The organism is Streptomyces glaucosporus (assembly GCF_039533345.1).
GTDB lineage: Bacteria > Actinomycetota > Actinomycetes > Streptomycetales > Streptomycetaceae > Streptomyces > Streptomyces glaucosporus.
In genome coordinates, this window is the sequence record NZ_BAAATJ010000039.1 from 26,747 (window position 1) to 51,369 (window position 24,623).

Consider the following 24,623-nt stretch of genomic DNA (forward strand, 5'->3'; position numbering starts at 1 on the left):
GCTCGGTGCCCGCCGGTCGCGCCGGGCCGGTCCCCGCGGGACGGGGCTTTGGGGCCCCGCCCCCGGAATGCGCGTGACGCGCCTGCGGGGCCGGCCGTACGGGCGGGTGCGGAGCCTGCCTCCGCACATCTGTTCCGTTCTGCGCACGAAGCTACGTGCGCCCCTTCCGGGCGGCCACCGGAGGAGTGACCCGCCACCCGGCCCCGGGGGCGGGAAAAGGCCGGAGAACGCTTTCCCGCGGGCCTCCGGCGCCCTGTGCGGGATTCACCCGGACGGGCCAGGCCACCCGGACGGCGGGCATCCGTTCCGACGGCGTCCCCGGCGTCCCCGGCGTCCGGCGGGGTACTCGGCGGAGCCCCGGCAGGAAGGGAGGATCCCATGTCCGAACAGCGCGCGAGGCCCTCCGGCGCCTCCGGCCGGCCGGAGAAGGGCGACGGCGGGCAGGACCGGGAACGGACACCGGTGAGGCCGGTGGAGGAGGACCCGGCGGTGGAGCGGGCCTTCCTCGACGACACCACCGCCACGCCCCTCGCCACCGAGGACGAGGACGACCGCGGACCCCTGGCGCCCGTCTTCCGGGAGCCGGACGGGCCGGCGGAGCGGGACGGCCGGCGCTCCCCGGACTCACCGGACCGGCCCCGCGGGGAGTGACCCGGAGAGCGGACTTCGGGGGGTGACCGCCGTGAGCGACCCGCCGGGAGAGACCCGCCCCGGGACGGGCCGGAGCGGCGCCGAGTTCGGCCGCCGCCGGGAAGGGAACACGGAGGGTGTACACCTGTTCCCGTCGGCAGCCGAGAAGGGGAGCGCCGCATGGCCGTCACATTCCGCAAGAGCTTCCGGATCCTGCCCGGTGTCCGGCTGAACATCGGACGCCGCTCCTGGTCGGTCACCCTGGGCGGCGGCAGGGGCCCGCGCCACACCATCAGCTCCACCGGCCGCCGCACCACCTCCATCGACCTTCCCGGCCCCTTCGGCTACCGGAGCACCAGGACCCGCAGGCGGGGGTGAGGGGCGGCCGGGCGGCCCGCGGCGACGTCAGGCCCGGTCCGGGCGGCCGCGCCGGCGCGCCGGCGCCGCGTCCGGTGGCGCCGCGTCCGGGGGAGACTCCAGGCCGGGCAGCGTCTCCTGCGCCACGTCCCAGCCCGTCGTCCTCGGCGCGGGGCGCACCGCCAGCTTCCCCCGGCACTCCGGCCCGAGCCCCCACAGCCTGGCCTGCCGGTCCCGCAGCGGCCGGCCGCACATCCGGCACAGCACGGGCGGGCGGTCCTGGGCCGGAGGCTCGGGGGCGTCGGGAAGGGGAGAGGGCTCGGACACGGTCACCAGGATGCCACCGCGCGGGGAGCCCCACCGTGAAACGGCCGCCGGCCGCGCCTCCCCCAAGGCGCGGCCGGCGGCCCACAGACGGCCCGGGCGAGCGGAAACCCGCTCTGACCTGGGGCGGTCCCGGACGGCTCAGATGTCGAAGTACATCTCGAACTCGTGCGGGTGCGGGCGGAGCTGGATCGGGGCGATCTCGTTGGTCCGCTTGTAGTCGATCCAGGTCTCGATCAGGTCCGCGGTGAAGACGCCGCCCGCCTGCAGGTACTCGTTGTCCTCCTCCAGGGCGTCCAGGACGGCCGGGAGGGAGGTGGGGACCTGCGGGACGTTCGCGTGCTCCTCCGGAGCCAGCTCGTAGAGGTCCTTGTCGATCGGCTCGGCCGGCTCGATCTTGTTCTTGATGCCGTCCAGACCGGCCAGCAGCAGCGCGGCGAAGGCCAGGTACGGGTTGGAGGACGGGTCCGGGGCGCGGAACTCGACGCGCTTGGCCTTCGGGTTCGAACCGGTGATCGGGATGCGCATCGCGGCGGAGCGGTTGCGCTGCGAGTACACCAGGTTCACCGGCGCCTCGAAGCCGGGCACCAGGCGGTGGTAGGAGTTGACCGTCGGGTTGGTGAAGGCCAGCAGCGACGGGGCGTGCTTGAGGATGCCGCCGATGTAGTAGCGGGCGGTGTCCGACAGGCCCGCGTAGCCCTGCTCGTCGTAGAACAGCGGCTCGCCGCCCTGCCACAGCGACTGGTGGACGTGCATGCCCGAGCCGTTGTCGCCGAAGATCGGCTTCGGCATGAAGGTCGCGGTCTTGCCGTTGCGCCAGGCGACGTTCTTGATGATGTACTTGAACAGCATCAGGTCGTCGGCGGCGGCCAGCAGCGTGTTGAACTTGTAGTTGATCTCCGCCTGGCCGGCGGTGCCGACCTCGTGGTGCTGGCGCTCGACCTGCAGGCCGGCCTTCTCCAGCTCCAGCGACATCTCGGCGCGCAGGTCGGCGAAGTGGTCGACCGGCGGAGCCGGGAAGTAGCCGCCCTTGTAGCGGACCTTGTAGCCGCGGTTGTCCTCCAGCGCGCCGGTGTTCCAGGCGCCCGCCTCGGAGTCGATGTGGTAGAAGGACTGGTTCGCACTGGTCTCGAAGCGGACGCTGTCGAAGACGTAGAACTCGGCCTCGGGACCGAAGTAGGCGGTGTCGGCGATGCCGGAGGAGGCGAGGTACGCCTCGGCCTTCTTCGCCACGTTCCGCGGGTCGCGGCTGTACTGCTCGCCGGTGATCGGGTCGTGGATGAAGAAGTTGATGTTGAGCGTCTTGTCGCGGCGGAACGGGTCCAGACGGGCGGTGGACAGGTCCGGCAGCAGCGCCATGTCGGACTCGTGGATCGCCTGGAAGCCGCGGATCGAGGACCCGTCGAAGGCCTGCATCTCCTCGGGGTCGAACGTCGAGGCCGGGATCGTGAAGTGCTGCATGACGCCCGGCAGGTCGCAGAAGCGGACGTCGACGAACTTGACGTCGTTGTCCGAGATGTACTTCTTTGCCTCGTCGGCGTTCTGGAACATCCAAGTCCTCCTAGTCCCGCCGCGAGGGGACGGGGTGGCAGCTCGAGTGGCAGTCCAGTGCGGTGTCCTGCTGCGCTCGACGATAGGTTTGCGGGATTTCTCTCCCATGACCCATTCGTTTCGGTGATGTTAACCGGGCGGATGTGCGAACGGACGCGCCGACGGGGCCGGAGGCACCCGCGTGCGGACCGCCCGAACCCCACCGGGTACCCCGAGGGGGCGCGCGTTACCGTGGTCGGGTGGACAACAGGCAAGCAATCGGCTCGTGGCTCTCCGGCCCCCGCGCGGCGGCCGAGCAGATGGGCGCGGACTTCGGTTACCGCGGTGAGCGGCTGGGCCTGCCCGAGGAGGGGAGCGGGTCGATCGCCCCGCCCGGGCGGAGGATCGCCGCGATCTGCGTCGACTGGGGCCTGTGCCTCCTGATCGCATACGGTCTGCTCACGGGCGGCGACTTCCGCGCCGCCGGGAACTGGGCGCTGCTGGTCTTCGCGGTGCTCGGCGTCCTCACCGTGGGGACGGTCGGCTTCACCCCGGGGAAGCGGCTGATGGGCCTGCGCGTGATCTCGGTGAACGGGGGCCGGCTCACACTGCCCCGCGCCGTCCTCCGCACACTGCTGCTGTCGCTCGCCGTCCCCGCCCTCGTCTGGGACCGCGACTCCCGCGGCCTGCACGACCGGTTCTCCGGCGCCGTCCAGGTGAGGATCTGACCCGGGCGCGAGGACGCCCGAGACGCGTGTGGCTGCGGCCCGGAACCCCTCGGTTCCGGGCCGCAGCCACACGCGTCTCGGGCCGTGTCTCAGCGGCGGGTCGGACCCTTCGGCATCCGCAGCCCGCGGGGCATCGGGCCCTTGGGCAGCGGCAGGTTGCTCATCAGGTCGCCCATGGCCCGCAGCCGGTCGTTGATCTCCGTGACCCGGGGGCCCTGGAGGACACGGGGCAGCTTCAGCAGCTTGGTGCGGAGCTTCTTCAGCTCCGTCTGCCCCTCGCCGTTGCCCACGAGCACCTCGTGGACCGGGGTGTCGCCGCCCACGATGCGCGCCATGCGCTTCTTCTCGGCCACCATCAGGCCGCGCAGCCGGTTCGGGTTGCCCTCGCCGACGAGCACGATGCCGGCCTTGCCGACGGCCCGGTGGACGACGTCCTGCTGGCGGTTGACGGCCACCGCCGGGGTCACCGTCCAGCCGCGGCCGATGTTCTCCAGTACGGCCGCCGCCGCGCCCGGCTGCCCCTCCATCTGGCTGAAGGCGGCCCGCTCCGCGCGCCGCCCGAAGACGATCGCCATCGCGAGGAAGGCCAGCAGGAAGCCCAGGATGCCCAGGTAGACCGGATGACCGACCCAGAAGCCGATCGCGAGAAGGACACCGAAGGTGACGATGCCCACGCCCGCGATGACGAAGCCGACCTTCTTGTCAACGCGTCGGGTCATCTTGTAGGTCAGGGCGATCTGCTTGAGCCGCCCCGGGGGATTCTCGGTAGTTTCCTTCCTCGCCATACGGCGAAGTCTACGTCGCCCGTCTGGGTCGGGTCGCCGCGGCCTCCAGCACGGCGGCGGCCTCGCTGCGCGCCCGCGCCCGGCGGCGGTCCTCCAGGACCGCCGCCCAGGCGTTGCGGCGTGCCGCCCGCTGCCCGCCGGGCAGCAGCAGCCCCTCCAGTCTCTCCAGAACCCGCAGAGTCGTGTTCATCGAGGATCCCCTTGGGGTGACGGGCCTCGTGCGGCGCGTGACGTGAGCGGTGTGCGCCCACATCATCACTTTCCGGTGTTACCGGAAGATGACACAGCGGTCAAAAGCACCGGAAGGAACCGGCCGCGAGCGGGTGAACGGAGCGGAGGCCGCGCGTCAGGCCGCGGTGGCGCCCCGGCGCTCGACCGCCTGCCGGTACAGCCGGCCCGCGCGGTAGGAGGAACGGACCAGCGGCCCGGACATGACACCGGCGAAACCGATCTCCTCCGCCTCCTGCTGCAGCTCCACGAACTCCTGGGGCTTCACCCAGCGCTCCACCGGGTGGTGCCGGGGCGAGGGCCGCAGGTACTGGGTGATGGTGATCAGCTCGCAGCCCGCCTCGTGCAGGTCGCGCAGTGCCTGGGAGACCTCCTCGCGGGTCTCGCCCAGCCCCAGGATCAGGTTGGACTTGGTGACCAGGCCGTCCTCGCGGGCGCGGGTGATCACCTCCAGGGAGCGCTCGTAGCGGAAGGCCGGACGGATGCGCTTGAAGATCCGCGGAACCGTCTCGACGTTGTGCGCCAGCACCTCCGGACGCGAGGAGAACACCTCGGCGAGCTGCTCGGGCACCGCGTTGAAGTCGGGGATCAGCAGCTCGACGCCGGTGCCGGGGACCATCGCGTGGATCTGGCGGACGGTCTCGGCGTACAGCCAGGCGCCGCCGTCGGGCAGGTCGTCGCGCGCGACGCCGGTGATCGTGGCGTACCGCAGCTCCATCTGCTTCACGGACTCGGCCACGCGGCGCGGCTCGTCGCGGTCGAACTCGGCCGGCTTGCCGGTGTCGATCTGGCAGAAGTCGCAGCGCCGGGTGCACTGCTCACCGCCGATGAGGAAGGTCGCCTCGCGGTCCTCCCAGCACTCGAAGATGTTGGGACAGCCCGCCTCCTGGCAGACCGTGTGCAGACCCTCGCGCTTCACCAGGGACTGCAGGGCGTTGTACTCGGGGCCCATTTTCGCCCGGGTCTTGATCCACTCGGGCTTGCGCTCGATGGGGGTCTGGCTGTTCCGGACCTCCAGGCGCAGCAGCTTCCTACCGTCGGGTGCGACAGCGGACACGTCCGGCTCCCTTGGACTTGACTCTTCGGCGTGCACAAGCGTACGCCCCGGCCCCGCGGGTCAGACGGCGCGGGGCAGCGGCTCCGTCCGCTCCAGCACCGCCCGCAGGTGCTTCTCCACCACGGGCAGCACCTCCGCGACCGTCACCCTCCTGCCCAGCTCCTGGGAGAGCGAGGTGACCCCGGCGTCCCGGATGCCGCACGGCACGATGCGGTCGAACCAGGTGGTGTCCGGGTCGCAGTTGAGGGAGAAGCCGTGCATGGTGACGCCCCTGGCGACGCGGACCCCGATCGCGGCGAGCTTGCGGTCCTCGCCGCGCTGGCCGGCGTTGGAAGGGGCGTACTCGGGCCCCCTCAGCCGGGCGTCGTACTCCTCGTCCCCGCCCGCCGGCCGGGGGGCGAAGTCCAGCTCCAGCCCGCCCAGGGCCGTCCTCTGCGCCGGGTCGCCCAGCACCCACACCCCGCTGCGGCCCTCGATCCGGGTCGTCTCCAGGCCGAACTCCGCGCAGGTGCGGATCAGCGCCTCCTCCAGCCGCCGCACGTGGGCGATGACGTCCACCGGGTCCGGCAGCCTGAGGATCGGGTAGCCGACGAGCTGGCCGGGGCCGTGCCAGGTGATCTTGCCGCCGCGGTCGACGTCCACCACGGGGGTGCCGTCCAGCGGGCGCTCGCCGTCCTCCGTGCGGCGCCCGGCCGTGTAGACCGGGGGGTGCTCCAGCAGCAGGCAGGTGTCGGGGATCTCGCCCGCGGAGCGGGCCGCGTGGACCTCGCGCTGCCTCTGCAGCGCCTCCAGATACTCCACGGCGTCCTCGCCGAAGCCCAGGTGCACAAAGTGCAGCTCGCTCACGCGGCTCCTCCTCGGGTCGTCACGGGCCTCTCCCGCACCCGGCAGCCACTGTACGGCGCGGGGAGGGAGGGCCGGGATCCGTCCCGGCCTCACACGTACGGATGAAAGCCGGGCGCAGACCCGCGGGAGAGCCGCCCGGCCCGCTACATTCGCGCCGTTCCGGCAGGGCGCCCCGGCGCGGCGTCTGTCGTAGGAAAGCCGCGAGGCAGGAGACCGCAAAGCCGATGTCGACGGAACGACGTGGGAAGCCTTCCCAGCGCACCCCCAACCGCCAGCTCGCAGCCCTCATCGCCGAGGCCGGGTTCTCCAACGCCGGCCTCGCGCGGCGGGTCGACCAACTCGGCTTGGAGCACGGGCTGGACCTCCGCTACGACAAGACCTCGGTGACGCGCTGGCTGCGCGGCCAGCAGCCGCGCGGCACGACCCCCGCGCTGATCGCCGAGGTCTTCACCCGCCGCCTCGGGCGCAGGCTCACCGCCCAGGACCTGGGGCTGGACGCGTGCGCCCCGGTGTACGCCGGGCTGGAGTTCGCGGCCACGCCCGCGGAGGCGGTGGACATCGTCGGCGGGCTGTGGCGCAAGGACACCGGCAGTCACGCCGAACTGCGGAAGATCGCCTTCACCCCGGCCGGGCTGGTCGTGCCCAGCCGGGACTGGCTGATCGGCCGCCCCGACGAGCGCGTCGCCCGCGGCGAGCCGGCGCCGGAGGCCCCGCGGGTGCCCCCGCAGGGACGCGGGCCCGCCGCCGTGCCGCCGCCCCGCGCGGGGCAGGCGGCCCGCGCCGGACGGACCGAGCGCGGCCCCGGGCAGCGGGTGACCGCCGGGGACGTGGCCGCCCTGCGCTCCGTCGGCGAGCTGTTCCGCACGCTCGACCACGCCTACGGCGGCGGCCACGCCCGGCAGGCGCTGGTCCGCTACCTGGAGCACGAGGCCGAGCCGATGCTGCGGGGCGCCTACGGCGAGCAGGTCGGCCGCCGCCTGTTCGCGGCGGTGGCCGACCTGACCCGCCTGGCGGGCTGGACGGCGTACGACATCGCGGCGCACGGGCTGGCGCAGCGCTACTTCGTCCAGGCGCTGCGGCTCTCCCAGGCCGCGGGGGACCGGGCCTACGGCAGCTACGTGCTGGCGACGATGAGCAGGCAGGCGGTGTACCTCGGGCACGGCCGGGAGGCGGTGCAGCTGGCGCGGGTCGCCCAGCAGGGCGTGGGCTCCTCGGTCCCCCCGGCGGTCCAGGCGCTGCTCCACGCGGTGGAGGCGCGCGGGCACGGGGTGCTGGGCGAGGTGCGGGCCTGCTCGGCGTCGCTGGCCCGCGCCGAGCGGGCGCTGGAGCAGGCGCGGCCGGGCGACGAGACGCCGAACTGGGCGAAGGGGTTCGACGAGGGACAGCTCGCCGACGAGTTCGCCCACTGCCACCGGGACCTCCAGCAGTACCGCTCGGCGGCCCAGCACGCGGAGCGCGCCCTGCAGCTGCGGTGCGCGGGCCACGTCCGCGGCCGGCTGTTCTGCAGGGTGGTGCTGGCCACGGCCCGGCTGGGGCTGGGCGACGTGGAGCAGGCGTGCGCCCTGGCCGCGGAGGCGGCGCAGCAGGCGGCGGAGATGCGGTCGGTGCGGGCGCACGAGTACGTGAAGGACTTCGAGCGCCGCCTGGAGCCCTACCGGGACGCCGCCCCGGTGCGCGCCTACCGCGAACGCGTCGCCTCCCTGAACTGACCTGAACCGACCTGAACCGGCCCGGCCCCCGGAGGGACGGCCGCGCCCCTCGCGGGCGCGGCCGCACGGCGTCAGGCGACGGCGGACAGCGGACCGCCGTCCTCCCGAGTGAGCGGCCCGATGCCGAAGTCGCGGCGGATCGCGTCCGCGGCGCGCCGGGCCGACCGCAGGGCGCCGTCGGGGCCGGAGGTGTCGCGGTGGTCGCCGCAGACGTACAGGCCGTCCAGGACGCGTACGGGCCGTCCCGGGTCGTGCGGGGCGGGCATCGCGGGCACGGCCCGCGCGTCGTGGTGGGCGGCCAGCAGGTTCCAGCGGCCGGTCGGGGCGCCGTACAGCACGGCGAGCTGGGCGCGGGCCGCCCGGTCCAGCTCGCCGGCCGGGAGGCCCGCGGCGGAGCCGAGCACCACCGAGGTGACCAGAGCCCGGCCGGGCCGGGCGCGCGAGGGATCGACGGCGCTGGCGACCATCGTGTACGCCACCGGACCGCGCCGGTCGGCGTCGATCAGCAGCTGGGGCCCGGCGGTCGGCGCCCGCTCGTCCACCGCGTGGTGGAGGACGGTGACCGGGTGGAAGTCCGGCACCCGCAGACCCGGCAGCAGCTCCGCCGCGTCGTGCGCGCCGGTGGCGATGAGCACCGCGCGGCAGCGGACGGTGCCGTGTCCGTGCGTCACCACGGCGTTGGTGGACACGGAGACCGCGCGCACCCCGGTCCGGACGGTGCCCTGCGGCAGGCCGGCGGCCAGCAGCCCGGGCACGGCCGCCGCGCCGCCCGCGGGCAGGCACAGGCCGCCGCGGGCGAAGCCGCGCAGCACCAGGTCGCCGACCCGGCTGGAGGTGGTCAGGTCCGGGTCGCACAGCAGCGCGCCCAGGAGGGGCCGCAGCAGGCCCTCGACCGTGCGGGCCGGGAGGCCGCGGGCGGCCAGGGCCTGGGCGGCGGGCAGTTCCGGCCGGGTCCGCAGCCGTTCCGAGGGGGTGGCGGCGAGCCGGGCGAGCTGGGCGCGCAGCCGTGCCAGGTCCAGGGTGCCGCTCAGCGGGCGCCGGGCGCCGGCCAGGGCGCTCGCCGCGGCGCGCGCGCCCGTCCTGCCGCCGCCCGCCCTCGGACCCCGGGGGGCCCGCTGGGCACGGGGCGGGGTGATGCGCAGCGCGCGGTCGCCGCTGTGGACCAGGACCCCGGAGAAGGGGCGCAGGGAGAGCCGCTCCAGGCCGGGGCAGCGGCTCAGCTCGGGCCAGTCGGAGGGGAGCAGCCGGCCGCCGCGGTCCAGCAGGTAGCCGTCGATCTCCTCGGTGGCCATCCGGCCGCCGACCGTCCCGGCCGCCTCCAGGACGGTGACCCGCAGCCCGGAGGCCGTCAGGTGGTGTGCGGCGGCCAGCCCCGCGAGGCCCGCGCCGATGACGGCGACGTCGGTGGTGTCCCGGCCGGGACCCGGACGGAGTGCGCTGCCGAGCATGGGCCCTCCCCTGGTTGACGCGTCGGCGCGAGGTGCGCGTCCGGGAGGTTCCTGCCCGCTGCGGACCCGTTCGACTCGCGCACCGGTTCGACACTAGGGGGGTCTGGGACCGTGGACAGCGCGTATGGAGCGGGCACGGTCGCACAACGGTCGCACGGGGGCGCGTGGAACGCGCACTCCGGCCGCGTGCCCGCCGGTCCGTCCGCCGGCGTGTGGGCCGCCCGCCAAGGTCAGCGCAGGGCGGCCCGGACGGCGTCCTCGATGCCGGGGAAGGCGAACACGAACCCGGATTCCAGCAGCCGCCGCGGCAGCACCCGCCGGCTGCCGAGCACCTCCTGCGAGAACTCGCCGAGCACCGCCCGCAGCACGGGCGCGGGCACGGTGAGGACCGCCGGGCGGTGCAGCACCCGCCCCATCGAGGCGGCCACCTCGCGCTGGGTGACCGGTTCGGGTGCGGTGAGGTTGACGGGCCCGGACAGCTCCTCGCGCTCCAGCAGGTGCCGCAGCGCGGCGATGTGGTCGTGGAGCGCGATGTGGCTCCAGTACTGGCGGCCGCTGCCCAGCCGCCCGCCGAGCCCCGCCCTGAAGACCGGGAACAGCCGCCCCCAGGCGCCGCCGTGCCGGGCCACCACCAGGCCGGTGCGGGCGTACACGGTCCGCACGCCCGCCTCCTCGGCCGCCGCGGCGGCCTCCTCCCACTCCTGGCAGACGTCCGCGAGGAAGCCGTCGCCGGGCGGCGCGTCCTCGTCCACGGCGCGGTCGCCGGTGTCGCCGTAGTACCCGACGGCGGTGCCGACCACCAGCGTCCGCGGCCGTGTGTCGAGCGAGGCGACGGCCTCGGCGATGGCGGCGGTGCCCAGGACCCGGCTGTCGCGGATCACCCGCTTGTACTCCCGTGTCCAGCGGCGGTCCCCCACCCCGGCGCCCGCCAGGTGCACCACGGCCTCGCAGCCGACGAGCCCGGCGGCGTCCACGTACTGCCGCATCGGGTCCCACTCCACCTCGTCCCCGGCCCGGGCGGGACGGCGCACCAGGCGCACCACCTCGTGGCCGTACGCGCGCAGGGAGGTGACGAGGGCCCGGCCGATGAGTCCGGACGATCCGGTGACGGCGATGCGCATGGAGCCATCCTGATGGACGCCGCGCCCGATGGCGAGGCACAGTGGCCGCATGTCAGCACAGCCCGTCATACGCACCGCCGACTCCGGCGACGGGGAGCTCCTCGGGGAGCTGGACCGGCGAGCCTGGTCGCCGCTGCACGCGGTGACCCCCCGGCCGCAGCCGCCGTACGACCCGTTCTTCGACTCCGACCACCGGCCCCGGGAGTTCCTCGTCGCCGAGCTGGAGGGGGAACTCGTGGGCTACGTCCGGCTGGTGCCGCCCACCCGGCTCGCCTGCAACGCCCACGTCCGCCAGATCCAGGGGCTGGTGGTGGACGGCCGGGCGCGCGGCAGGGGGGTGGGCCGGGCGCTGCTGCGGGCGGCGATGCACGAGGCGCGGCGGCAGGGCGCCTCCCGGATCACCCTGCGGGTGCTGGGCCACAACGAGCCCGCACGGGCCCTGTACGAGTCCGAGGGCTTCGCGGTGGAGGGCGTGCTGCCCGGGGAGTTCCTGCTGGAGGGCGGCTACGCGGACGACGTGCTGATGGGACGCTCCCTGGCCCGCGCCGCCCCGCCCGTGTCCTGACCCGCCGCGGGCGGGGCCGGACGGGGAGCGGAGGGAAATCCGGCGGAAAACCCGACAGGAGGTGTCGGGTATCGGTGGCAGCGTGCCCGGCGTACGCATCCGGAGAAGGAGTACGCACGTGAGCACTGCATCGGTACGGACCGGTTCGGCGAAGGACCTGACGGGCAGGGTCGCCCTGGTGGCCGGGGCGACCCGGGGCGCGGGCCGGGCGATCGCCGTGGAGCTGGGCCGGGTGGGTGCGACGGTGTACGTCACCGGCCGCACCACCCGGGGGAGCGTCAGCGAGGTGGGCCGCCCGACCGAGACGATCGAGGAGACCGCCGAGCTGGTCACGGCGGCCGGGGGCACCGGCATCGCCGTGCCGACCGACCACCTGGAGCCGGAGCGGGTGCGCGCCCTGGTGGAGCGGATCGACCGCGACCACGGCCGGCTGGACGTCCTGGTCAACGACGTGTGGGGCGGCGAGCACCTGGTCGACCTCGACGACACCAGGGTGTGGGAGGTCGGCCTGGAGCGGGGCCTGCGCATGCTGCGGCTCGGCGTCGAGACCCACCTGATCACCAGCCACTTCGCCCTTCCGCTGCTGATCCGCCGGCGCGGCGGCCTGGTGGTGGAGGTCACCGACGGCACGAGCGAGTACAACGGCCCCAGGTACCGCGGCAACCTCTTCTACGACCTGACGAAGAACGCCCCGATCCGGATGGCCTTCGGCCTCGCCGAGGAGCTGAAGGAGCACGGCTGCACGGCGGTCTCCGTCACCCCGGGCTTCCTGCGCTCGGAGCAGATGCTCGACCACTTCGGGGTGGCCGAGGAGAACTGGCGCGACGCCGTCGCCAAGGATCCCCACTTCGCGATCGCCGAGTCGCCCGTCTACGTCGGCCGGGCGGTCGCCGCCCTGGCGTGCGACCCGGACGTGGCGCGCTGGAACGGGCAGTCGCTCTCCAGCGGACAGCTCGCGGGCGAGTACGGCTTCACGGACGCCGACGGCTCGCGGCCGGACGCCTGGCGCTACTTCATCGAGGTCGTCCACGGCGGGAAGGAGGCGAGCGCGGAGGAGTACCGGTAGGGGCCCTACGGCGCCCGCCGGTAGAGCGCGGCCGTGCGCTCGGCCGCCTCCGCCATGCGCTCCCGCAGCGCGGGCGGGCCCAGCACCTCGCACTCCGGGCCGAGGGAGAGCAGCTGGGTGTAGGCGACGTCCCAGGACTCCACGGGCAGGGTGACGGTGATCCGCCCCTGCCCGTCGGGCTCCCCCCGGACCAGGGCCTCGTCGGCCGCCGCCCGGTCGGTGACGTACCGCAGTGCGCGCGCCCCGGCCTCCGTCAGCCGCAGCACCGCGCTCTCCCGCAGGATCGAACGGGCGAAGGCGGCGGAGTGCTCCTCCCAGAAGCCGGGCAGGTCGAACCCCTCGTCCCGGGCGAAGCCCTCGTCGAGGGGGCGGACGGCGACGAGGCGGTCCACCCGGTAGACGCGGTGGCCGTCCGCCACGCGGGCCACGAGGTACCAGACGCCCGCCTTGAGGACCAGGCCGTACGGCTCCAGCGTCCGCTCCACCTCCCCGTCCCGGCGGCGGTAGCGCACGGACAGGAGCCGGTCGTCCCACACGGCCTCGGCGACCGCCGGCAGCTCCCCGGGGGTCTCGGGCGGCTGCCACCAGCCGGGGGCGTCCAGGTGGAACCGCTGCGCCGCGGTGTGCGGGGCGTCGGCCAGCTCGGGCGTGAGCGCCGCCGCCACCTTCAGCCGGGCCGCCGACGCCGCGTCCTCCAGGCCCATGTCCCGCAGGGCGGACGGCACCCCGGACAGGAACAGCGCCTCCGCCTCGTCCCGCCCCAGCCCCGTCAGCCGGGTGCGGTAGCCGCCGACCAGCCGGTACCCGCCGGCCCGCCCGCGGTCCGCGTAGACGGGGATGCCGGCCTCCGACAGGGCCAGCACGTCCCGGGCCACCGTCCGCTCGGAGACCTCCAGCCGCTCCGCCAGTTCGGCGGCGGTCATCGACCGCCGGGTCTGGAGCAGCAGCACCATCTTGATCAGCCGGGCAGCGCGCATGGGACCATCATCGCGCCGGGGCGCGCGGGACCGACGGCACTGTTAACGTGCTGTCAACTGATAAGCACACATATCAAGGACTGTCGCTTATGGCCACTCAACCCCGCGACGCCCAACCCCGGGAACAGTGGGGATCCCGCCTGGGCTTCCTGATGGCCGCGATCGGCTCGGCCATCGGGCTCGGCAACATCTGGCGCTTCCCGTCCGAGGCGTACCGGAACGGCGGCGGAGCGTTCATGCTGCCCTACCTGATCGCCCTGCTGACGGCCGGCATCCCGCTGCTGATCCTCGAATACGTCATCGGCCGCCGCCACCGCAAGTCCCCGCCGGCCGCGTTCCGCAGGATGGCCTCCGCGCTGCAGCCGATCGGCTGGTGGCAGGTGGCGATCTGCTGCGTCATCGCCTCCTACTACGCCGTCATCCTCGCCTGGGCCGTGCGCTACGTCGGCTTCTCGGTCGGCGAGAGCTGGGGGGACGACCCCGACGCCTTCTTCTTCGGAGACTTCCTGAAGGCCGCCGAGGAACCGGGCTGGGTCTCCTCCTACGTCGGCGGGGTGTTCTGGCCGCTGGCCGCCATCTGGGTCGTCGTCCTGGTGATCCTGGCCCTCGGGGTGCGGCGCGGCATCGAGGTGGCGAACAAGGTGTTCATCCCCCTGCTGGTGGTGTTCTTCGGCGCCCTGGTCGTCCGGGCGGTCACCCTGGACGGCGCCGCCACCGGTCTGGACGCCCTGTTCTCCCCCGACTGGGAGGCCCTGACCAGGGGAAGCGTCTGGGTCGCGGCCTACGGGCAGATCTTCTTCTCGCTCTCGGTCGGCTTCGGCATCATGATCACCTACGCCTCCTACCTGGGGCGCCGCGCCGACCTCACCGGCTCCGCCCTGGTCGCCGGGTTCGCCAACAGCTCCTTCGAGGTACTGGCGGGCATCGGGGTCTTCGCCACGCTCGGCTTCCTCTCCGCCACCAGCGGCACGCCGGTGGACGAGACGGTCACCAGCGGCATCGGACTGGCCTTCGTCGCCTTCCCGACGATCATCTCCAACATGCCGCTGGGCGCCCTGTTCGGAGTGCTGTTCTTCGTCTCGCTGGTGATCGCCGGACTGACCTCGCTCATCAGCATCGTGCAGGTGGCCGTCGCGGCGGTGCAGGACCGCACCGGAATGGGACGCGTGCCGGCGGTGCTCACCGTCGGCGGGGCGATCGCCCTGGTCTCCCTGCTGGTCTTCCCCACCGACGCCGGGCTGTACCTGCTGGACAGCGCCGACCACTTCATCAACCAGTACGGCATCGTGCTGGCCTCCCTGGTGTCCCTGGTCGCCGTCGCCTGGGTGCTGCGCGCGCTCCCGGTGCTCCAGAAGGACGCGGACGCCACCTCGGCCATCCGGCTGGGCGTGTGGTGGCGCCTGGCCCTGGGCGTGGTCACCCCGCTGGTGCTGGGCTGGATGATGGTCGACAGCCTGCGCACGGAACTCGACGAGAACTACGGGGACTACCCGGCCGGCTTCCTGTTCTGGGCCGGGTGGCTCCCCGCCCTGGGAGCACTGGTGCTGGCCGTACTGGTCTCCCTGATCCCGTGGCGGCGCGACGAGCCGCCGGCGGGACCGGAGCGTGACACACCGGCAGAGGGGAGCCGCTGATGTCGGCGGACGCCGTCGTGATGCTGATCGTGGCCATCGTCGTCGTGTGGGGAGGACTGGTGGCGGCCGTCCTCAAACTCCGCGGCCACCCCGACGAGCAGCGGCCCGGGGAGGGCACCGGGGAGGACCGCTGACGGGCAGCCGCCCTCCCCGGTGCCGACGGGCCCCCGGCGCCGGGGGAACCGACCGGGGCCGGGGCCGCCGGGACGCGCCCGGCGGTCCCGGCCGCACCGGTGTCAGGCCAGGCCGTAGCGCTCGGCGGCCTCGCGCACCGTCTCCCGCTTGACCTCGCCGCGCCGGGCCAGCCGGTCCAGCGCCGCGACCGTGATCGACTCGGCGTCCACGCCGAAGTGGCGGCGGGCGGCCTCACGGGTGTCCGACAGGCCGAAGCCGTCGGTGCCCAGCGAGGACCAGTCCTGCTCGACCCACTGGCCGATCTGGTCCGGGACGGCCCGCATCCAGTCGCTGACGGCGAGGACCGGACCGGGCGCGCCCTGCAGAGCACGGGTTACGTAGGGGGTCCGGTCCTCGCCCTTGAGCTGCGCCGCGTCGCAGGACAGGGCATCGCGGCGCAGCTCGCTCCAGGAGGTGGCGGACCACACGTCGGCGGCCACGCCCCAGTCGTCGGCGAGCATGCGCTGGGCGTCCAGCGCCCAGTGGACGGCGGTGCCGGAGGCCAGCAGCTGGACGCGCGGGGCGTCGCCCCCGCCAGGGGACGCGGGGACGCTCCCCTCCCGGAAGCGGTACAGCCCCCGCAGGATGCCCTCCTCGACCCCCTCGGGCATCGGCGGCTGGACCTTCGGCTCGTTGTAGACGGTCAGGTAGTAGAAGACGTCCTCGTGCCTGCTCGGGTCCGGCCCGTACATCCGCCGCAGGCCGTCCCGCACGATCACGGCCACCTCGTAGGCGAAGGCCGGGTCGTAGGAGATCGCCGCCGGGTTGGTGGAGGCGATCAGCGGGGAGTGGCCGTCGGCGTGCTGGAGCCCCTCGCCGGTCATGGTGGTGCGGCCGGCGGTGGCGCCGATGAGGAAGCCGCGGCCGAGCTGGTCGGCGAGCGCCCACATCTGGTCGGCCGTCCGCTGCCAGCCGAACATCGAGTAGAAGATGTAGAACGGGATCATCGGCTCGCCGTGCGTGGCGTACGCGGTGGCGGCGGCCGTGAACTCGGCCATCGAACCGGCCTCGGTGATCCCCTCGTTGAGGATCTGGCCGTCGACGGCCTCCTTGTAGTACAGGAGCTGGTCGCGGTCCACCGGGTCGTAGGTCTGGCCGACCGGGGAGTAGATCCCGGCCGTCGGGAACAGCGACTCCATGCCGAAGGTGCGCGCCTCGTCGGGGACGATGGGCACCCAGCGCGGGCCGGTGCCCCTCTCCCGCAGCAGGTCCTTCACCAGCCGGACGAACGCCATCGTCGTGGCGATCTCCTGCTTGCCGGACCCCTTGGCGAGGGCCCGGAACGGCTTCTCGGACGGCTCGGGCAGGCCCACCGCGTGGAACCGGCGCTCCGGGGCGGGGCCGCCGAGCGCGGCGCGGCGCTCCTTCAGGTACCGCACCTCGGGGGAGTCGGGACCGGGGTGGGCGTAAGGCACCAGCTCCTCGCCCAGGGCGCTGTCGGGGACGGGGAGCTCCAGCCGGTCGCGCATCGCGCGGAACTCCTGGCCGGAGAGCTTCTTCATCTGGTGGTTGGCGTTGCGCGACTCGAACCCCGGGCCGAGCGTGTGGCCCTTGACGGTCTGGACGAGGACCACGGTCGGCGCGCCGGAGTGCTCCACGGCCGCGCGGTAGGCGGCGTACACCTTGCGCGGCTCGTGGCCCGCCCGCGAGGAGCCGAAGCACTCGGCGATCCGCTCGTCGGTCAGCGACCCGGCCATCCGCCTCAGCGCCGGGTCGGGGCCGAAGAAGTGCTCGCGGACGTAGGCGGCGTCGCGGGTGGCGTACGTCTGGAACTGCGCGTCGGGGACCTCGCGCAGCCGCCGCAGCAGCGCGCCCTCGGTGTCCAGGCGCAGCAGTTCGTCCCAGGCGGTGCCCCACAGCGCCTTGACCACGTTCCAGCCGGCCGCGCGGAACCGGGCCTCCAGCTCCTGCACGATCTTGAAGTTGGCGCGGACCGGGCCGTCCAGCCGCTGGAGGTTGCAGTTGACGACGAAGACGAGGTTGTCCAGGCCCTCGCGTCCGGCCAGCGACAGCGCGGCGGTCGACTCGGGCTCGTCCATCTCGCCGTCGCCGAGGAACGCCCACACCCGGCTGCCGGAGGTGTCCTTGATGCCGCGGTGCGTCAGGTAGCGGTTGAAGCGGGCCTGGTGGATCGCGGCGAGCGGGCCCAGGCCCATGGAGACGGTCGGGAACTCCCACAGCCAGGGCAGCCGGCGCGGATGGGGGTAGGACGGCAGCCCGCGGCCGCCCGCCTCCTGCCGGAAGTTGTCCAGGTGCTCCTCCGTCAGCCGCCCCTCCAGGAAGGCGCGGGCGTAGATGCCGGGGGAGGCGTGGCCCTGGATGTAGAGCTGGTCGCCGGAGCCGGGGGCCTCGGGGGCGTCCTTGCCGCGGAAGAAGTGCTGGAAGCCGGTCTCGTAGAGCCAGGCGGCCGAGGCGTAGGTGGCGATGTGGCCGCCCAGGCCCCAGCGGCTGCCGCGGGTGACCATGGCGGCGGCGTTCCAGCGGTTCCAGGCGGTGATCCGCCGTTCCATCTCCTCGTCGCCGGGGAAGGCCGGTTCGGCGGAGGTGGGGATGGTGTTGACGTAGTCCGTCTCCAGCAGCGGGGGCAGGGCGATCCCGGCGTGTCCGGCGTGCTCCAGGGTGCGCCGCATCAGGTACGCGGCGCGCTGGGGGCCGGCCGCGCGGGCGACGGCGTCGAGGGACGCGGCCCACTCGGCGGTCTCCTCGGGGTCGCGGTCCGGGAGCTGGTCCAGCTCGCTCGGACGGCGTTCGGCACTGGTCATGGTGGCCGCCTTCCGGACGACAGAACGGGGGGAGCGGGGCGGGGTGCCGCCCCGGCGGGAGGTGGGGGTGTCGCCCCGACGCACTGTACGCCCACGATCGATGATCGATCAAAGGAAGGAACAAGAAAAGAAGCCGGAAGAGAGAAATTGGCATTCAGTGCCACTAATCAGGCACGGGGTGCACAGCCCAGGACGTGCTCCTTGACCAGCTCGCCCACCCGGGCATCACGCCTCCGGAACGCCTCGACGACCGCCTCGTGCTCCTCGGCGTACGACTGCTGACGGGTACCCAGCCAGCGGATGGCGAGCGTGGTCCACACCCCGATGCCCAGCGACTCCCAGGTGTGCAGCAGGACGCTGTTGCCGGCCGCCCGCACCAGCTCCCGGTGGAAGGCCACGGTGTGCCGCACCTGCGCCTCCGAGTCCCCGGCGCGGTCGGCCTCGTACAGCCGCGCCACCTGCGCCTCCAGCGCCGAGACGTCCTCGGCCAGCCGGGGGGCGGCCAGCTCGGCGGCGATCTGCTCCAGCCCGGCCCGCACCGGGTATATCTCCTCCAGGTCGGCGGCGGTCAGGTTCCGCACCCGCGCGCCCTTGTTGGGGGCCGACTCGATCAGCCGCAGCGCCTCCAGCTCGCGCAGCGCCTCCCGCACGGGGGTCTGGCTGACCTCCAGCTCCACGGCGATCCGCCGCTCCACGATGCGCTCGCCCGGCTTCCAGCGTCCGCTGACGATCCCCTCCACGATGTGCTCGCGGATCTGCTCGCGGAGGGAGTGGACGACGGGGAGGGACATGGATGCTCCTTGCGGGGTCGGGACCATCGACGATACGGCGGCCGGCGGGATCGCCGCGGGCCTTCGGAAAGACGCGGGGAACCCGCGGGGAGTTCTGCCGAAAAGGCGGCGCCCCCGCCCGGAGACTCTCCGGACGGGGGCGCCGACGACGTGGGACGGACCGCTCAGAGCCCCAGTTCGCCCTCGAACTCGCCGGCCTCCAGACGGGCCTTGACGTCCGTCAGGTAGCGGGCGGCGTCCGCGCCGTCGACGAGCTGGTGGTCGTAGGACAGGGTCAGGTAGACCATGTCCCGGATGGCGATGGTCTCGCCCAGCTCCGGGTGGTCGATCACGACCGGGCGGCGCACGGTGGCGCCGATGCCCAGCTCGGCCACCTGCGGGTAGTTCACGATGATCGTGTCGAACAGCGCACCGCGCGAACCGGTGTTGCTGATCGTGAACGTGCCGCCGGACATGTCGTCCGGGCTGAGCTTGCCGGTGCGGACCTTGTTCGCCAGCTCCGCGGTCTTCTTGGCGATGCCGGCGATGCTCAGGTCGCCCGCGCCCTTGATGACCGGGACCATCAGGCCCTTCTCCGAGTCCACCGCGATGCCGATGTTCTCGACGTCGTGGTAGGTCACGGTGCCGTCGTCGTTGATCTTGGCGTTGATCGACGGGTGGGCCTTCAGCGCCTCGGCGGCCGCCTTGACGAAGAACGGCATCGGGGAGAGCTTGACGCCCTCGCGGGCCAGGAAGTCCTCCTTGGCCCGGGCCCGCAGCCGCATGATCCTGGTGACGTCCACCTCGACCACGCTGGAGAGCTGCGCCTGGTTGTGCAGCGCCTTCATCATGTTCTCGGCGATGACCTTGCGGATCCGGGTCATCGGAACCGTCTGGCCGCGCAGCGGCGACGGCGTGACCGGAGCCCGGCCGGCCTTCGGAGCGGCCTGCGCCGGAGCCGGGGCGGCCGTGGCCTTCGCGGCCTTGGCGGCCTCGGCGGCGGCGACGACGTCCTGCTTGCGGATGCGGCCGCCGACGCCGGTGCCCTTGACGGTGGAGAGGTCGACGCCGTTCTCGGCGGCGAGCTTCCGCACCAGCGGGGTCACATAGGCGCCCTCGCCGCCGCCGGCGGCGGCGGGAGCGGGCTGGGCCGGAGCCTGGGCCTGCGGAGCCGGGGCGGGAGCCTGGGCCTGCGGGGCCGGGGCCGGAGCCTGGGCCTGCGGGGCCGGGGCGGGCGCCGGAGCCGGAGCGGCGGGCGCCTGCGGGGCGGGAGCGGGCTGGGCCGGAGCCTGGGTCTGCGGAGCCGGGGCGGGCGCCGGGGCCGGGGCCTCGGCCTGCGGGGCCGGGGCGGGCTCGGGCTGGGCCTGCGGCTCGGGCTGGGCCGGGGCGGCCGCCGGAGCGGCGCCCGGGGCGCCGATGACGGCCAGCCTGGCACCGACCTCCGCCGTCTCGTCCTCGCCCACCAGGATCTCCAGCAGGGTGCCGGAGGCGGGGGCGGGGATCTCGGTGTCCACCTTGTCGGTGGACACCTCCAGCAGCGGCTCGTCGGCCTCGACCTCCTCGCCGACCGACTTCAGCCAGCGGGTGACGGTGCCCTCGGTGACGGACTCGCCGAGCGCCGGCAGCACCACGTCGGTGCCCTCCGCCGCACCGCCCTGCGGGGCGGCCTGGGCCTGCGGAGCCGGGGCCGGGGCGGGCTCGGGCTGGGCCTGCGGCTCGGGCTGGGCCGGGGCGGGCGCCGGAGCGGCCTCGGCGGCGGCCGGGGCCTGCTCCTGGGCGGGAGCCTCGGCCGGGGCGCCGGAGCCGTCGTCGATCACGGCCAGCTCGGCGCCGACCTCGACCGTCTCGTCCTCGGCCACCTTGATGGACGACAGGACGCCGGAGGCGGGGGCGGGGATCTCGGTGTCCACCTTGTCGGTGGACACCTCCAGCAGGGGCTCGTCGGCCTCGACGTGTTCACCCTCGGCCTTCAGCCAGCGGGTGACGGTGCCCTCGGTGACGCTCTCGCCGAGCGCCGGCAGGGTTACGGAAACCGCCATGGTTTCGGTTGCTCCTCTAACGAGATGTGCGGATGTGGTCGCGCCCGGGGAGTGTCAGTCGTGGGAGTGCAGCGGCTTGCCGGCCAGGGCCAGGTGGGCCTCGCCGAGGGCCTCGTTCTGCGTCGGGTGGGCGTGGATGAGCTGCGCGACCTCGGCGGGCAGGGCCTCCCAGTTGTAGATCAGCTGGGCTTCGCCGACCTGCTCGCCCATCCGGTCGCCGACCATGTGGACGCCGACCACGGCACCGTCGCGGACCTGGACGAGCTTGATCTCGCCCTGCGCCTTGAGGATCTTGCTCCGGCCGTTGCCGCCGAGGTTGTACTTCAGCGTCACGACCTTGTCCGCGCCGTACTTCTCCTTGGCCTTGGCCTCGGTGAGCCCCACGGAGGCGACCTCCGGGTGGCTGTACGTCACGCGCGGCACGCCGTCGTAGTCGATCGGCACGACGTTCAGCCCGGCCAGCCGCTCGGCCACCAGGATGCCCTCGGCGAAGCCGACGTGCGCGAGCTGGAGCGTCGGGATGAGGTCGCCGACGGCCGAGATGGTGGGCACGTTGGTGCGGCAGTACTCGTCGACGAGCACGTAGCCGCGGTCCATGGCGACCCCGGCCTCCTCGTAGCCCAGGCCCTGCGACACCGGGCCGCGGCCGATGGCGACGAGCAGCAGCTCCGCCTCGAACTCCTTGCCGTTGGCGAGGGTGACCTTGACGCCGTTCTGGGTGTACTCGGCCTTCTCGAAGAAGGTGCCCAGCGAGAACTTGATGCCGCGCTTGCGGAAGGCGCGCTCCAGCAGCTTGGAGCTGTTCTCGTCCTCGGCCGGAACCAGGTGGGGCAGGCCCTCGACGATGGTGACGTCGGTGCCGAAGGACTTCCACGCGGAGGCGAACTCGCAGCCGATCACACCGCCGCCGAGGATGATGGCGGACTGCGGTACGCGGTCCAGGGTCAGTGCGTGCTCGGAGGTGATGATCCGGTTGCCGTCGACCTCCAGCCCCGGGAGCGACTTGGGCGCGGAACCGGTGGCGAGCAGGATGTGCCGGCCCTCGTAGCGCTGCCCGTTGACATCCACCGAGGTGGGGGAGGACAGCCGGCCCTCGCCCTCGACATAGGTGATCTTGCGGGAGGCGATCAGCCCCTGCAGGCCCTTGTACAGGCCGGAGATCACACCGTCCTTGTACTTGTGGACGGCCGCCATGTCGATGCCCTCGAAGGTGGCCTTGACGCCGAAGTCGGCGCTCTCGCGGGCCTGGTCCGCGATCTCGCCCGCGTGCAGCAGGGCCTTCGTCGGGATGCAGCCGTAGTGCAGACAGGTACCGCCGACCTTGTCCTTCTCGATCAGGGCGACGTCCAGACCCAGCTGCGAAGCGCGAAGGGCAGCGGCATAACCGCCGCTACCGCCTCCGAGGATCACTAGGTCGAAAACGGTGCTGGCGTCGTTCGCCACGTCACGTCCTCCATGCATGGGTGCGCCGGAGCCGGTCCGTCGGAGACCGGGCGGCTGTATGTTCGGCCGCTTTCTGCTCGGCCCTGTGGGTTAAGCGGGCCCTGTCCTGCCGAGACAACATCTTTGCACTTGTCTGCGAGTGGTGGGACGCGGGGCCGGTGCCCGAACCGCTCATACCGCCCTGAGCAGGGGGATCGCGAGCCGCCACGCGTGTCTACCGGAGAGTAGCCCATCGGTGATCGCTCAGGGCGAACACCTGTCGAGAGGGCGAGCGTGCGTTCGGAAGGACGGACGCGCGGGTTCCGGGGCGCCGGGAGGCGGTGGGCGGGCCCGGACGGACCACCGCGGCGGGGCGGGCGGGTCCCCGCAACCGGCCCGCCCCCGGCACACGCGTGCCGGGGGCGGGCCGTACGGGCGGGAGGCGCTCCTACAGCACCTCTCCCGCCGCCGCGCTCTCGGCGAGACGGACCAGGGTGCGCACCGCGGAACCGGTGCCGCCCTTGGGGGTGTAGCCGAAGGGGCCGGACTCGTTGAAGGCCGGGCCCGCGATGTCCAGGTGCGCCCAGGGGGTGCCCTCGGTGACGAACTCCTTCAGGAACAGGCCGGCGACCAGGCCGCCGCCCATCCGCTCGCCCATGTTGGCGATGTCGGCGACGGAGGAGTCCAGGCCCTTGCGCAGGTGCGCGGGCAGCGGCATCGGCCAGGACGGCTCGCCCGCCTCCTCGGCCAGCTCGTGGACGGCGGTGCGGAACGCGTCGTCGTTCGCCATGACGCCGAAGGTGCGGCTGCCCAGGGCCAGCATCATCGCGCCGGTCAGCGTGGCCACGTCCACCACCGCGTCCGGCTTCTCCTCGCACGCGCGGGTCAGGGCGTCGGCCAGCACCAGACGGCCCTCGGCGTCGGTGTTGAGCACCTCGACCGTCTTGCCGCTGTACATGGTGAGCACGTCGCCCGGCCGGGTCGCGCTGCCCGACGGCATGTTCTCGGCCAGGGCCAGCCAGCCGGTGACGTTCACCGCGAGGCGGAGCCTGGCGGCGGCGACCACCGCGGCGAAGACGGCGGCGGCGCCGCTCATGTCGCACTTCATGGTCTCGTTGTGGCCGGCCGGCTTGAGGGAGATGCCGCCCGAGTCGTAGGTGATGCCCTTGCCGACCAGGGCCAGGGTCTTCTTCGCCCTGGAGCCCCGGTACGCGACCCGCACCAGACGCGGCGGGTTGGCCGAACCCCGGCCGACGCCGAGGATGCCGCCGTAGCCGCCCTTGGCGAGGGCCTTCTCGTCCAGCACCTCCACCTCCAGCCCGTACTCCTTGGCGGCGGACTGGACGGCGGCGGCGAAGGACTTCGGGTTGAGGTCGTTGGGCGGGGTGTTGACGAGGTCACGGGTGCGGTTGACCTCGGCGGCGACGACCTCGGCGCGCTCGGCCGCGGCCTTGTGCGCCTTGTCGCGCGGCTTGGCGCCGAGCACGACGACCTCGCCGAGCGGGGCGCCGTCCGCGTCCTTCCCGTCCTTGCCCTTGGCGGCCTTGGAGCCCTTGTCGGCCTTGGCAGCCTTGCCGGCCTTGGCGGTCCTGTCCTCCTTGCCGCGGTACGCGGTGAAGGCGTACGCGCCCAGCAGGGCGCCCTCGCAGACGGCGCCCACCGACGCCTCGTCCCCGGCGGGCAGCGCGAAGCCGGCCTTCTTGCGGCCGGCCAGCGCGCGGGCGGCCGAGCCGGCGGCGCGGCGCAGCGCCTCCGGCGTGTACGGGCCGTTCTCCGCCGGGGCGTCGCCGAGCCCGACCGCCAGCACCAGGTCCGCCTTCACACCGTCGGGCGCCGGGAGTTTGGTGACCTCGCCCTCGCCGCCCGAGGCGCCGAGGGTGTCCAGGACGGCGGCCAGCCTGCCGCCGAAGGCCTGGTCGACGGTCTCGCCGCCCGGGGCGACGACGAGTCCGCCGGGGCCCTTGGCGACGCCGACGACGACGGCGTCCGCGCGCAGCGCCGCGGCGGACGAGGTACTGAGAGTCAGAGCAGACACGGTGGTGGGAATCCCTCTTCCGGTCGGAAAGCCGAGTGGGTGTGCACGGCTTCGGGCACGAGCCGAGCCTACTCGCGGCCCGTGCGGTCGCCTCGGCGGCTCCGGACGGGCGCGGGAGGCCGCCCGCCGGGCAGGAGCGGGACGGGCGTTACGGACCCTTCGCCCCGGAATTCTCCGGGGGGCGCTAACCCAGCGCAAGCACCACCAGGGCCGTGGTGAGAGCCGTCTCGGCCAGGGCGCCGAAGACGTCGCCGGTCACCCCGCCCAGCCGCCGCCGGCAGCGGACCAGCAGCAGCTCCGCGGCGCCGAGCGCCGACACGGCCGCCGCCGCGCACCGCACCGCCCCGTACGGGCCCTCCACCACGCCCGCGCCGGCCGCGGCGAGCCCCGCCGCCGCGGCGACCGCCACCGCGGAC

Annotated in this window: 23 protein-coding genes; 8 read left to right on the forward strand and 15 right to left on the reverse strand. The window is 73.8% G+C overall.

Annotation, left to right across the window (positions count from 1 at the left end; all coding sequences use genetic code 11):
* The first annotated feature begins 378 nt into the window (after positions 1 to 378).
* Both ABD358_RS27135 and ABD358_RS27140 read left to right on the forward strand, forming a co-directional pair.
* A complete protein-coding gene (locus ABD358_RS27135; protein ID WP_344633800.1) occupies positions 379 to 651 on the forward strand; it encodes a hypothetical protein in 273 nt (90 codons plus the stop codon).
* 159 nt (positions 652 to 810) lie between these two features.
* Positions 811 to 1,008 (forward strand): DUF4236 domain-containing protein, encoded by a 198-nt coding sequence (locus ABD358_RS27140; RefSeq protein WP_344633801.1) that lies wholly within the window; start codon positions 811 to 813, stop codon positions 1,006 to 1,008.
* Positions 1,009 to 1,035: 27 nt separating this feature from the next.
* On the opposite strand, the gene ABD358_RS27145 is transcribed toward ABD358_RS27140, so the two are convergent.
* Positions 1,036 to 1,314 carry a DUF6011 domain-containing protein gene (locus ABD358_RS27145; RefSeq protein ID WP_344633802.1) on the reverse strand — a complete coding sequence of 93 codons (279 nt, stop codon included), beginning with the start codon at positions 1,312 to 1,314 and terminating at the stop codon, positions 1,036 to 1,038.
* A 138-nt stretch (positions 1,315 to 1,452) separates the two neighbouring features.
* Positions 1,453 to 2,862 carry a type I glutamate--ammonia ligase gene (glnA, locus tag ABD358_RS27150; RefSeq protein ID WP_344633803.1) on the reverse strand — a complete coding sequence of 470 codons (1,410 nt, stop codon included), beginning with the start codon at positions 2,860 to 2,862 and terminating at the stop codon, positions 1,453 to 1,455.
* Positions 2,863 to 3,101: 239 nt separating this feature from the next.
* Between glnA and ABD358_RS27155 the strand changes: the two genes are divergently transcribed.
* A complete protein-coding gene (locus ABD358_RS27155) occupies positions 3,102 to 3,569 on the forward strand; it encodes an RDD family protein (protein WP_344633804.1) in 468 nt (155 codons plus the stop codon).
* A gap of 89 nt (positions 3,570 to 3,658) precedes the next feature.
* On the opposite strand, the gene ABD358_RS27160 is transcribed toward ABD358_RS27155, so the two are convergent.
* The 4 genes from ABD358_RS27160 to lipB all read right to left on the reverse strand — a co-directional run bounded on the left by ABD358_RS27160 (position 3,659) and on the right by lipB (position 6,485).
* Entirely contained in the window at positions 3,659 to 4,354 is a 696-nt protein-coding gene (locus tag ABD358_RS27160) for a DUF4191 domain-containing protein (protein ID WP_344633805.1), read from the reverse strand.
* A 10-nt stretch (positions 4,355 to 4,364) separates the two neighbouring features.
* Complete coding sequence (locus ABD358_RS27165) at positions 4,365 to 4,544, reverse strand: hypothetical protein (RefSeq protein WP_344633806.1); 180 nt, start codon at positions 4,542 to 4,544, stop codon at positions 4,365 to 4,367.
* Between the two features lie 156 nt (positions 4,545 to 4,700).
* Entirely contained in the window at positions 4,701 to 5,639 is a 939-nt protein-coding gene (gene lipA / locus ABD358_RS27170) for a lipoyl synthase (protein WP_344633807.1), read from the reverse strand.
* Positions 5,640 to 5,699: 60 nt separating this feature from the next.
* A complete protein-coding gene (gene lipB, locus ABD358_RS27175) occupies positions 5,700 to 6,485 on the reverse strand; it encodes a lipoyl(octanoyl) transferase LipB (protein WP_344633808.1) in 786 nt (261 codons plus the stop codon).
* Positions 6,486 to 6,709: 224 nt separating this feature from the next.
* Between lipB and ABD358_RS27180 the strand changes: the two genes are divergently transcribed.
* Entirely contained in the window at positions 6,710 to 8,194 is a 1,485-nt protein-coding gene (locus tag ABD358_RS27180) for an NsdA family TPR-like regulatory protein (RefSeq protein WP_344633809.1), read from the forward strand.
* 71 nt (positions 8,195 to 8,265) lie between these two features.
* Here ABD358_RS27180 and ABD358_RS27185 read toward each other — a convergent pair whose 3' ends face one another.
* Entirely contained in the window at positions 8,266 to 9,642 is a 1,377-nt protein-coding gene (locus ABD358_RS27185) for an FAD-dependent oxidoreductase (protein ID WP_344633810.1), read from the reverse strand.
* Between the two features lie 230 nt (positions 9,643 to 9,872).
* On the reverse strand, positions 9,873 to 10,763 hold the full coding sequence (locus tag ABD358_RS27190; RefSeq protein ID WP_344633811.1) for a TIGR01777 family oxidoreductase: 891 nt from the start codon (positions 10,761 to 10,763) through the stop codon (positions 9,873 to 9,875).
* Between the two features lie 49 nt (positions 10,764 to 10,812).
* Between ABD358_RS27190 and ABD358_RS27195 the strand changes: the two genes are divergently transcribed.
* Both ABD358_RS27195 and ABD358_RS27200 read left to right on the forward strand, forming a co-directional pair.
* A complete protein-coding gene (locus ABD358_RS27195; protein ID WP_344633812.1) occupies positions 10,813 to 11,328 on the forward strand; it encodes a GNAT family N-acetyltransferase in 516 nt (171 codons plus the stop codon).
* 118 nt (positions 11,329 to 11,446) lie between these two features.
* Positions 11,447 to 12,394: an SDR family oxidoreductase gene (locus tag ABD358_RS27200; RefSeq protein WP_344633813.1), complete on the forward strand. Its 948-nt coding sequence runs from the start codon at positions 11,447 to 11,449 to the stop codon at positions 12,392 to 12,394.
* Between the two features lie 5 nt (positions 12,395 to 12,399).
* On the opposite strand, the gene ABD358_RS27205 is transcribed toward ABD358_RS27200, so the two are convergent.
* The gene (locus ABD358_RS27205) at positions 12,400 to 13,371 is read right to left on the reverse strand and encodes a helix-turn-helix transcriptional regulator (protein ID WP_344633814.1); all 972 of its coding nucleotides are present in this window, start codon (positions 13,369 to 13,371) and stop codon (positions 12,400 to 12,402) included.
* 89 nt (positions 13,372 to 13,460) lie between these two features.
* On the opposite strand from ABD358_RS27205, the gene ABD358_RS27210 reads away from it, so the two are divergent.
* Together ABD358_RS27210 and ABD358_RS27215 are read left to right on the forward strand one after the other, a co-directional pair.
* Positions 13,461 to 15,005, forward strand: a complete 1,545-nt coding sequence (locus tag ABD358_RS27210; RefSeq protein WP_344633815.1) for a sodium-dependent transporter — start codon at positions 13,461 to 13,463, stop codon at positions 15,003 to 15,005.
* Positions 15,005 to 15,139, forward strand: a complete 135-nt coding sequence (locus ABD358_RS27215) for a methionine/alanine import family NSS transporter small subunit (RefSeq protein WP_344633816.1) — start codon at positions 15,005 to 15,007, stop codon at positions 15,137 to 15,139. The genes ABD358_RS27210 and ABD358_RS27215 overlap by 1 nt, the downstream gene beginning before the upstream one ends.
* A 102-nt stretch (positions 15,140 to 15,241) precedes the next feature.
* Here ABD358_RS27215 and aceE read toward each other — a convergent pair whose 3' ends face one another.
* From aceE to ABD358_RS27245, 6 genes are all read right to left on the reverse strand, one after another.
* Positions 15,242 to 17,941, reverse strand: a complete 2,700-nt coding sequence (gene aceE, locus ABD358_RS27220) for a pyruvate dehydrogenase (acetyl-transferring), homodimeric type (protein ID WP_344633817.1) — start codon at positions 17,939 to 17,941, stop codon at positions 15,242 to 15,244.
* Positions 17,942 to 18,108: 167 nt separating this feature from the next.
* Positions 18,109 to 18,732, reverse strand: a complete 624-nt coding sequence (locus tag ABD358_RS27225; protein ID WP_344633818.1) for a GntR family transcriptional regulator — start codon at positions 18,730 to 18,732, stop codon at positions 18,109 to 18,111.
* A gap of 164 nt (positions 18,733 to 18,896) precedes the next feature.
* Entirely contained in the window at positions 18,897 to 20,750 is a 1,854-nt protein-coding gene (gene sucB, locus ABD358_RS27230; RefSeq protein ID WP_344633819.1) for a 2-oxoglutarate dehydrogenase, E2 component, dihydrolipoamide succinyltransferase, read from the reverse strand.
* A 54-nt stretch (positions 20,751 to 20,804) separates the two neighbouring features.
* Entirely contained in the window at positions 20,805 to 22,193 is a 1,389-nt protein-coding gene (lpdA, locus tag ABD358_RS27235; RefSeq protein WP_344633820.1) for a dihydrolipoyl dehydrogenase, read from the reverse strand.
* A 427-nt stretch (positions 22,194 to 22,620) separates the two neighbouring features.
* Positions 22,621 to 24,207 (reverse strand): leucyl aminopeptidase, encoded by a 1,587-nt coding sequence (locus ABD358_RS27240; RefSeq protein ID WP_344633821.1) that lies wholly within the window; start codon positions 24,205 to 24,207, stop codon positions 22,621 to 22,623.
* A 184-nt stretch (positions 24,208 to 24,391) separates the two neighbouring features.
* The coding region (locus ABD358_RS27245; protein WP_344633822.1) for an adenosylcobinamide-GDP ribazoletransferase at positions 24,392 to 24,623 on the reverse strand (232 nt) is incomplete at its 5' end.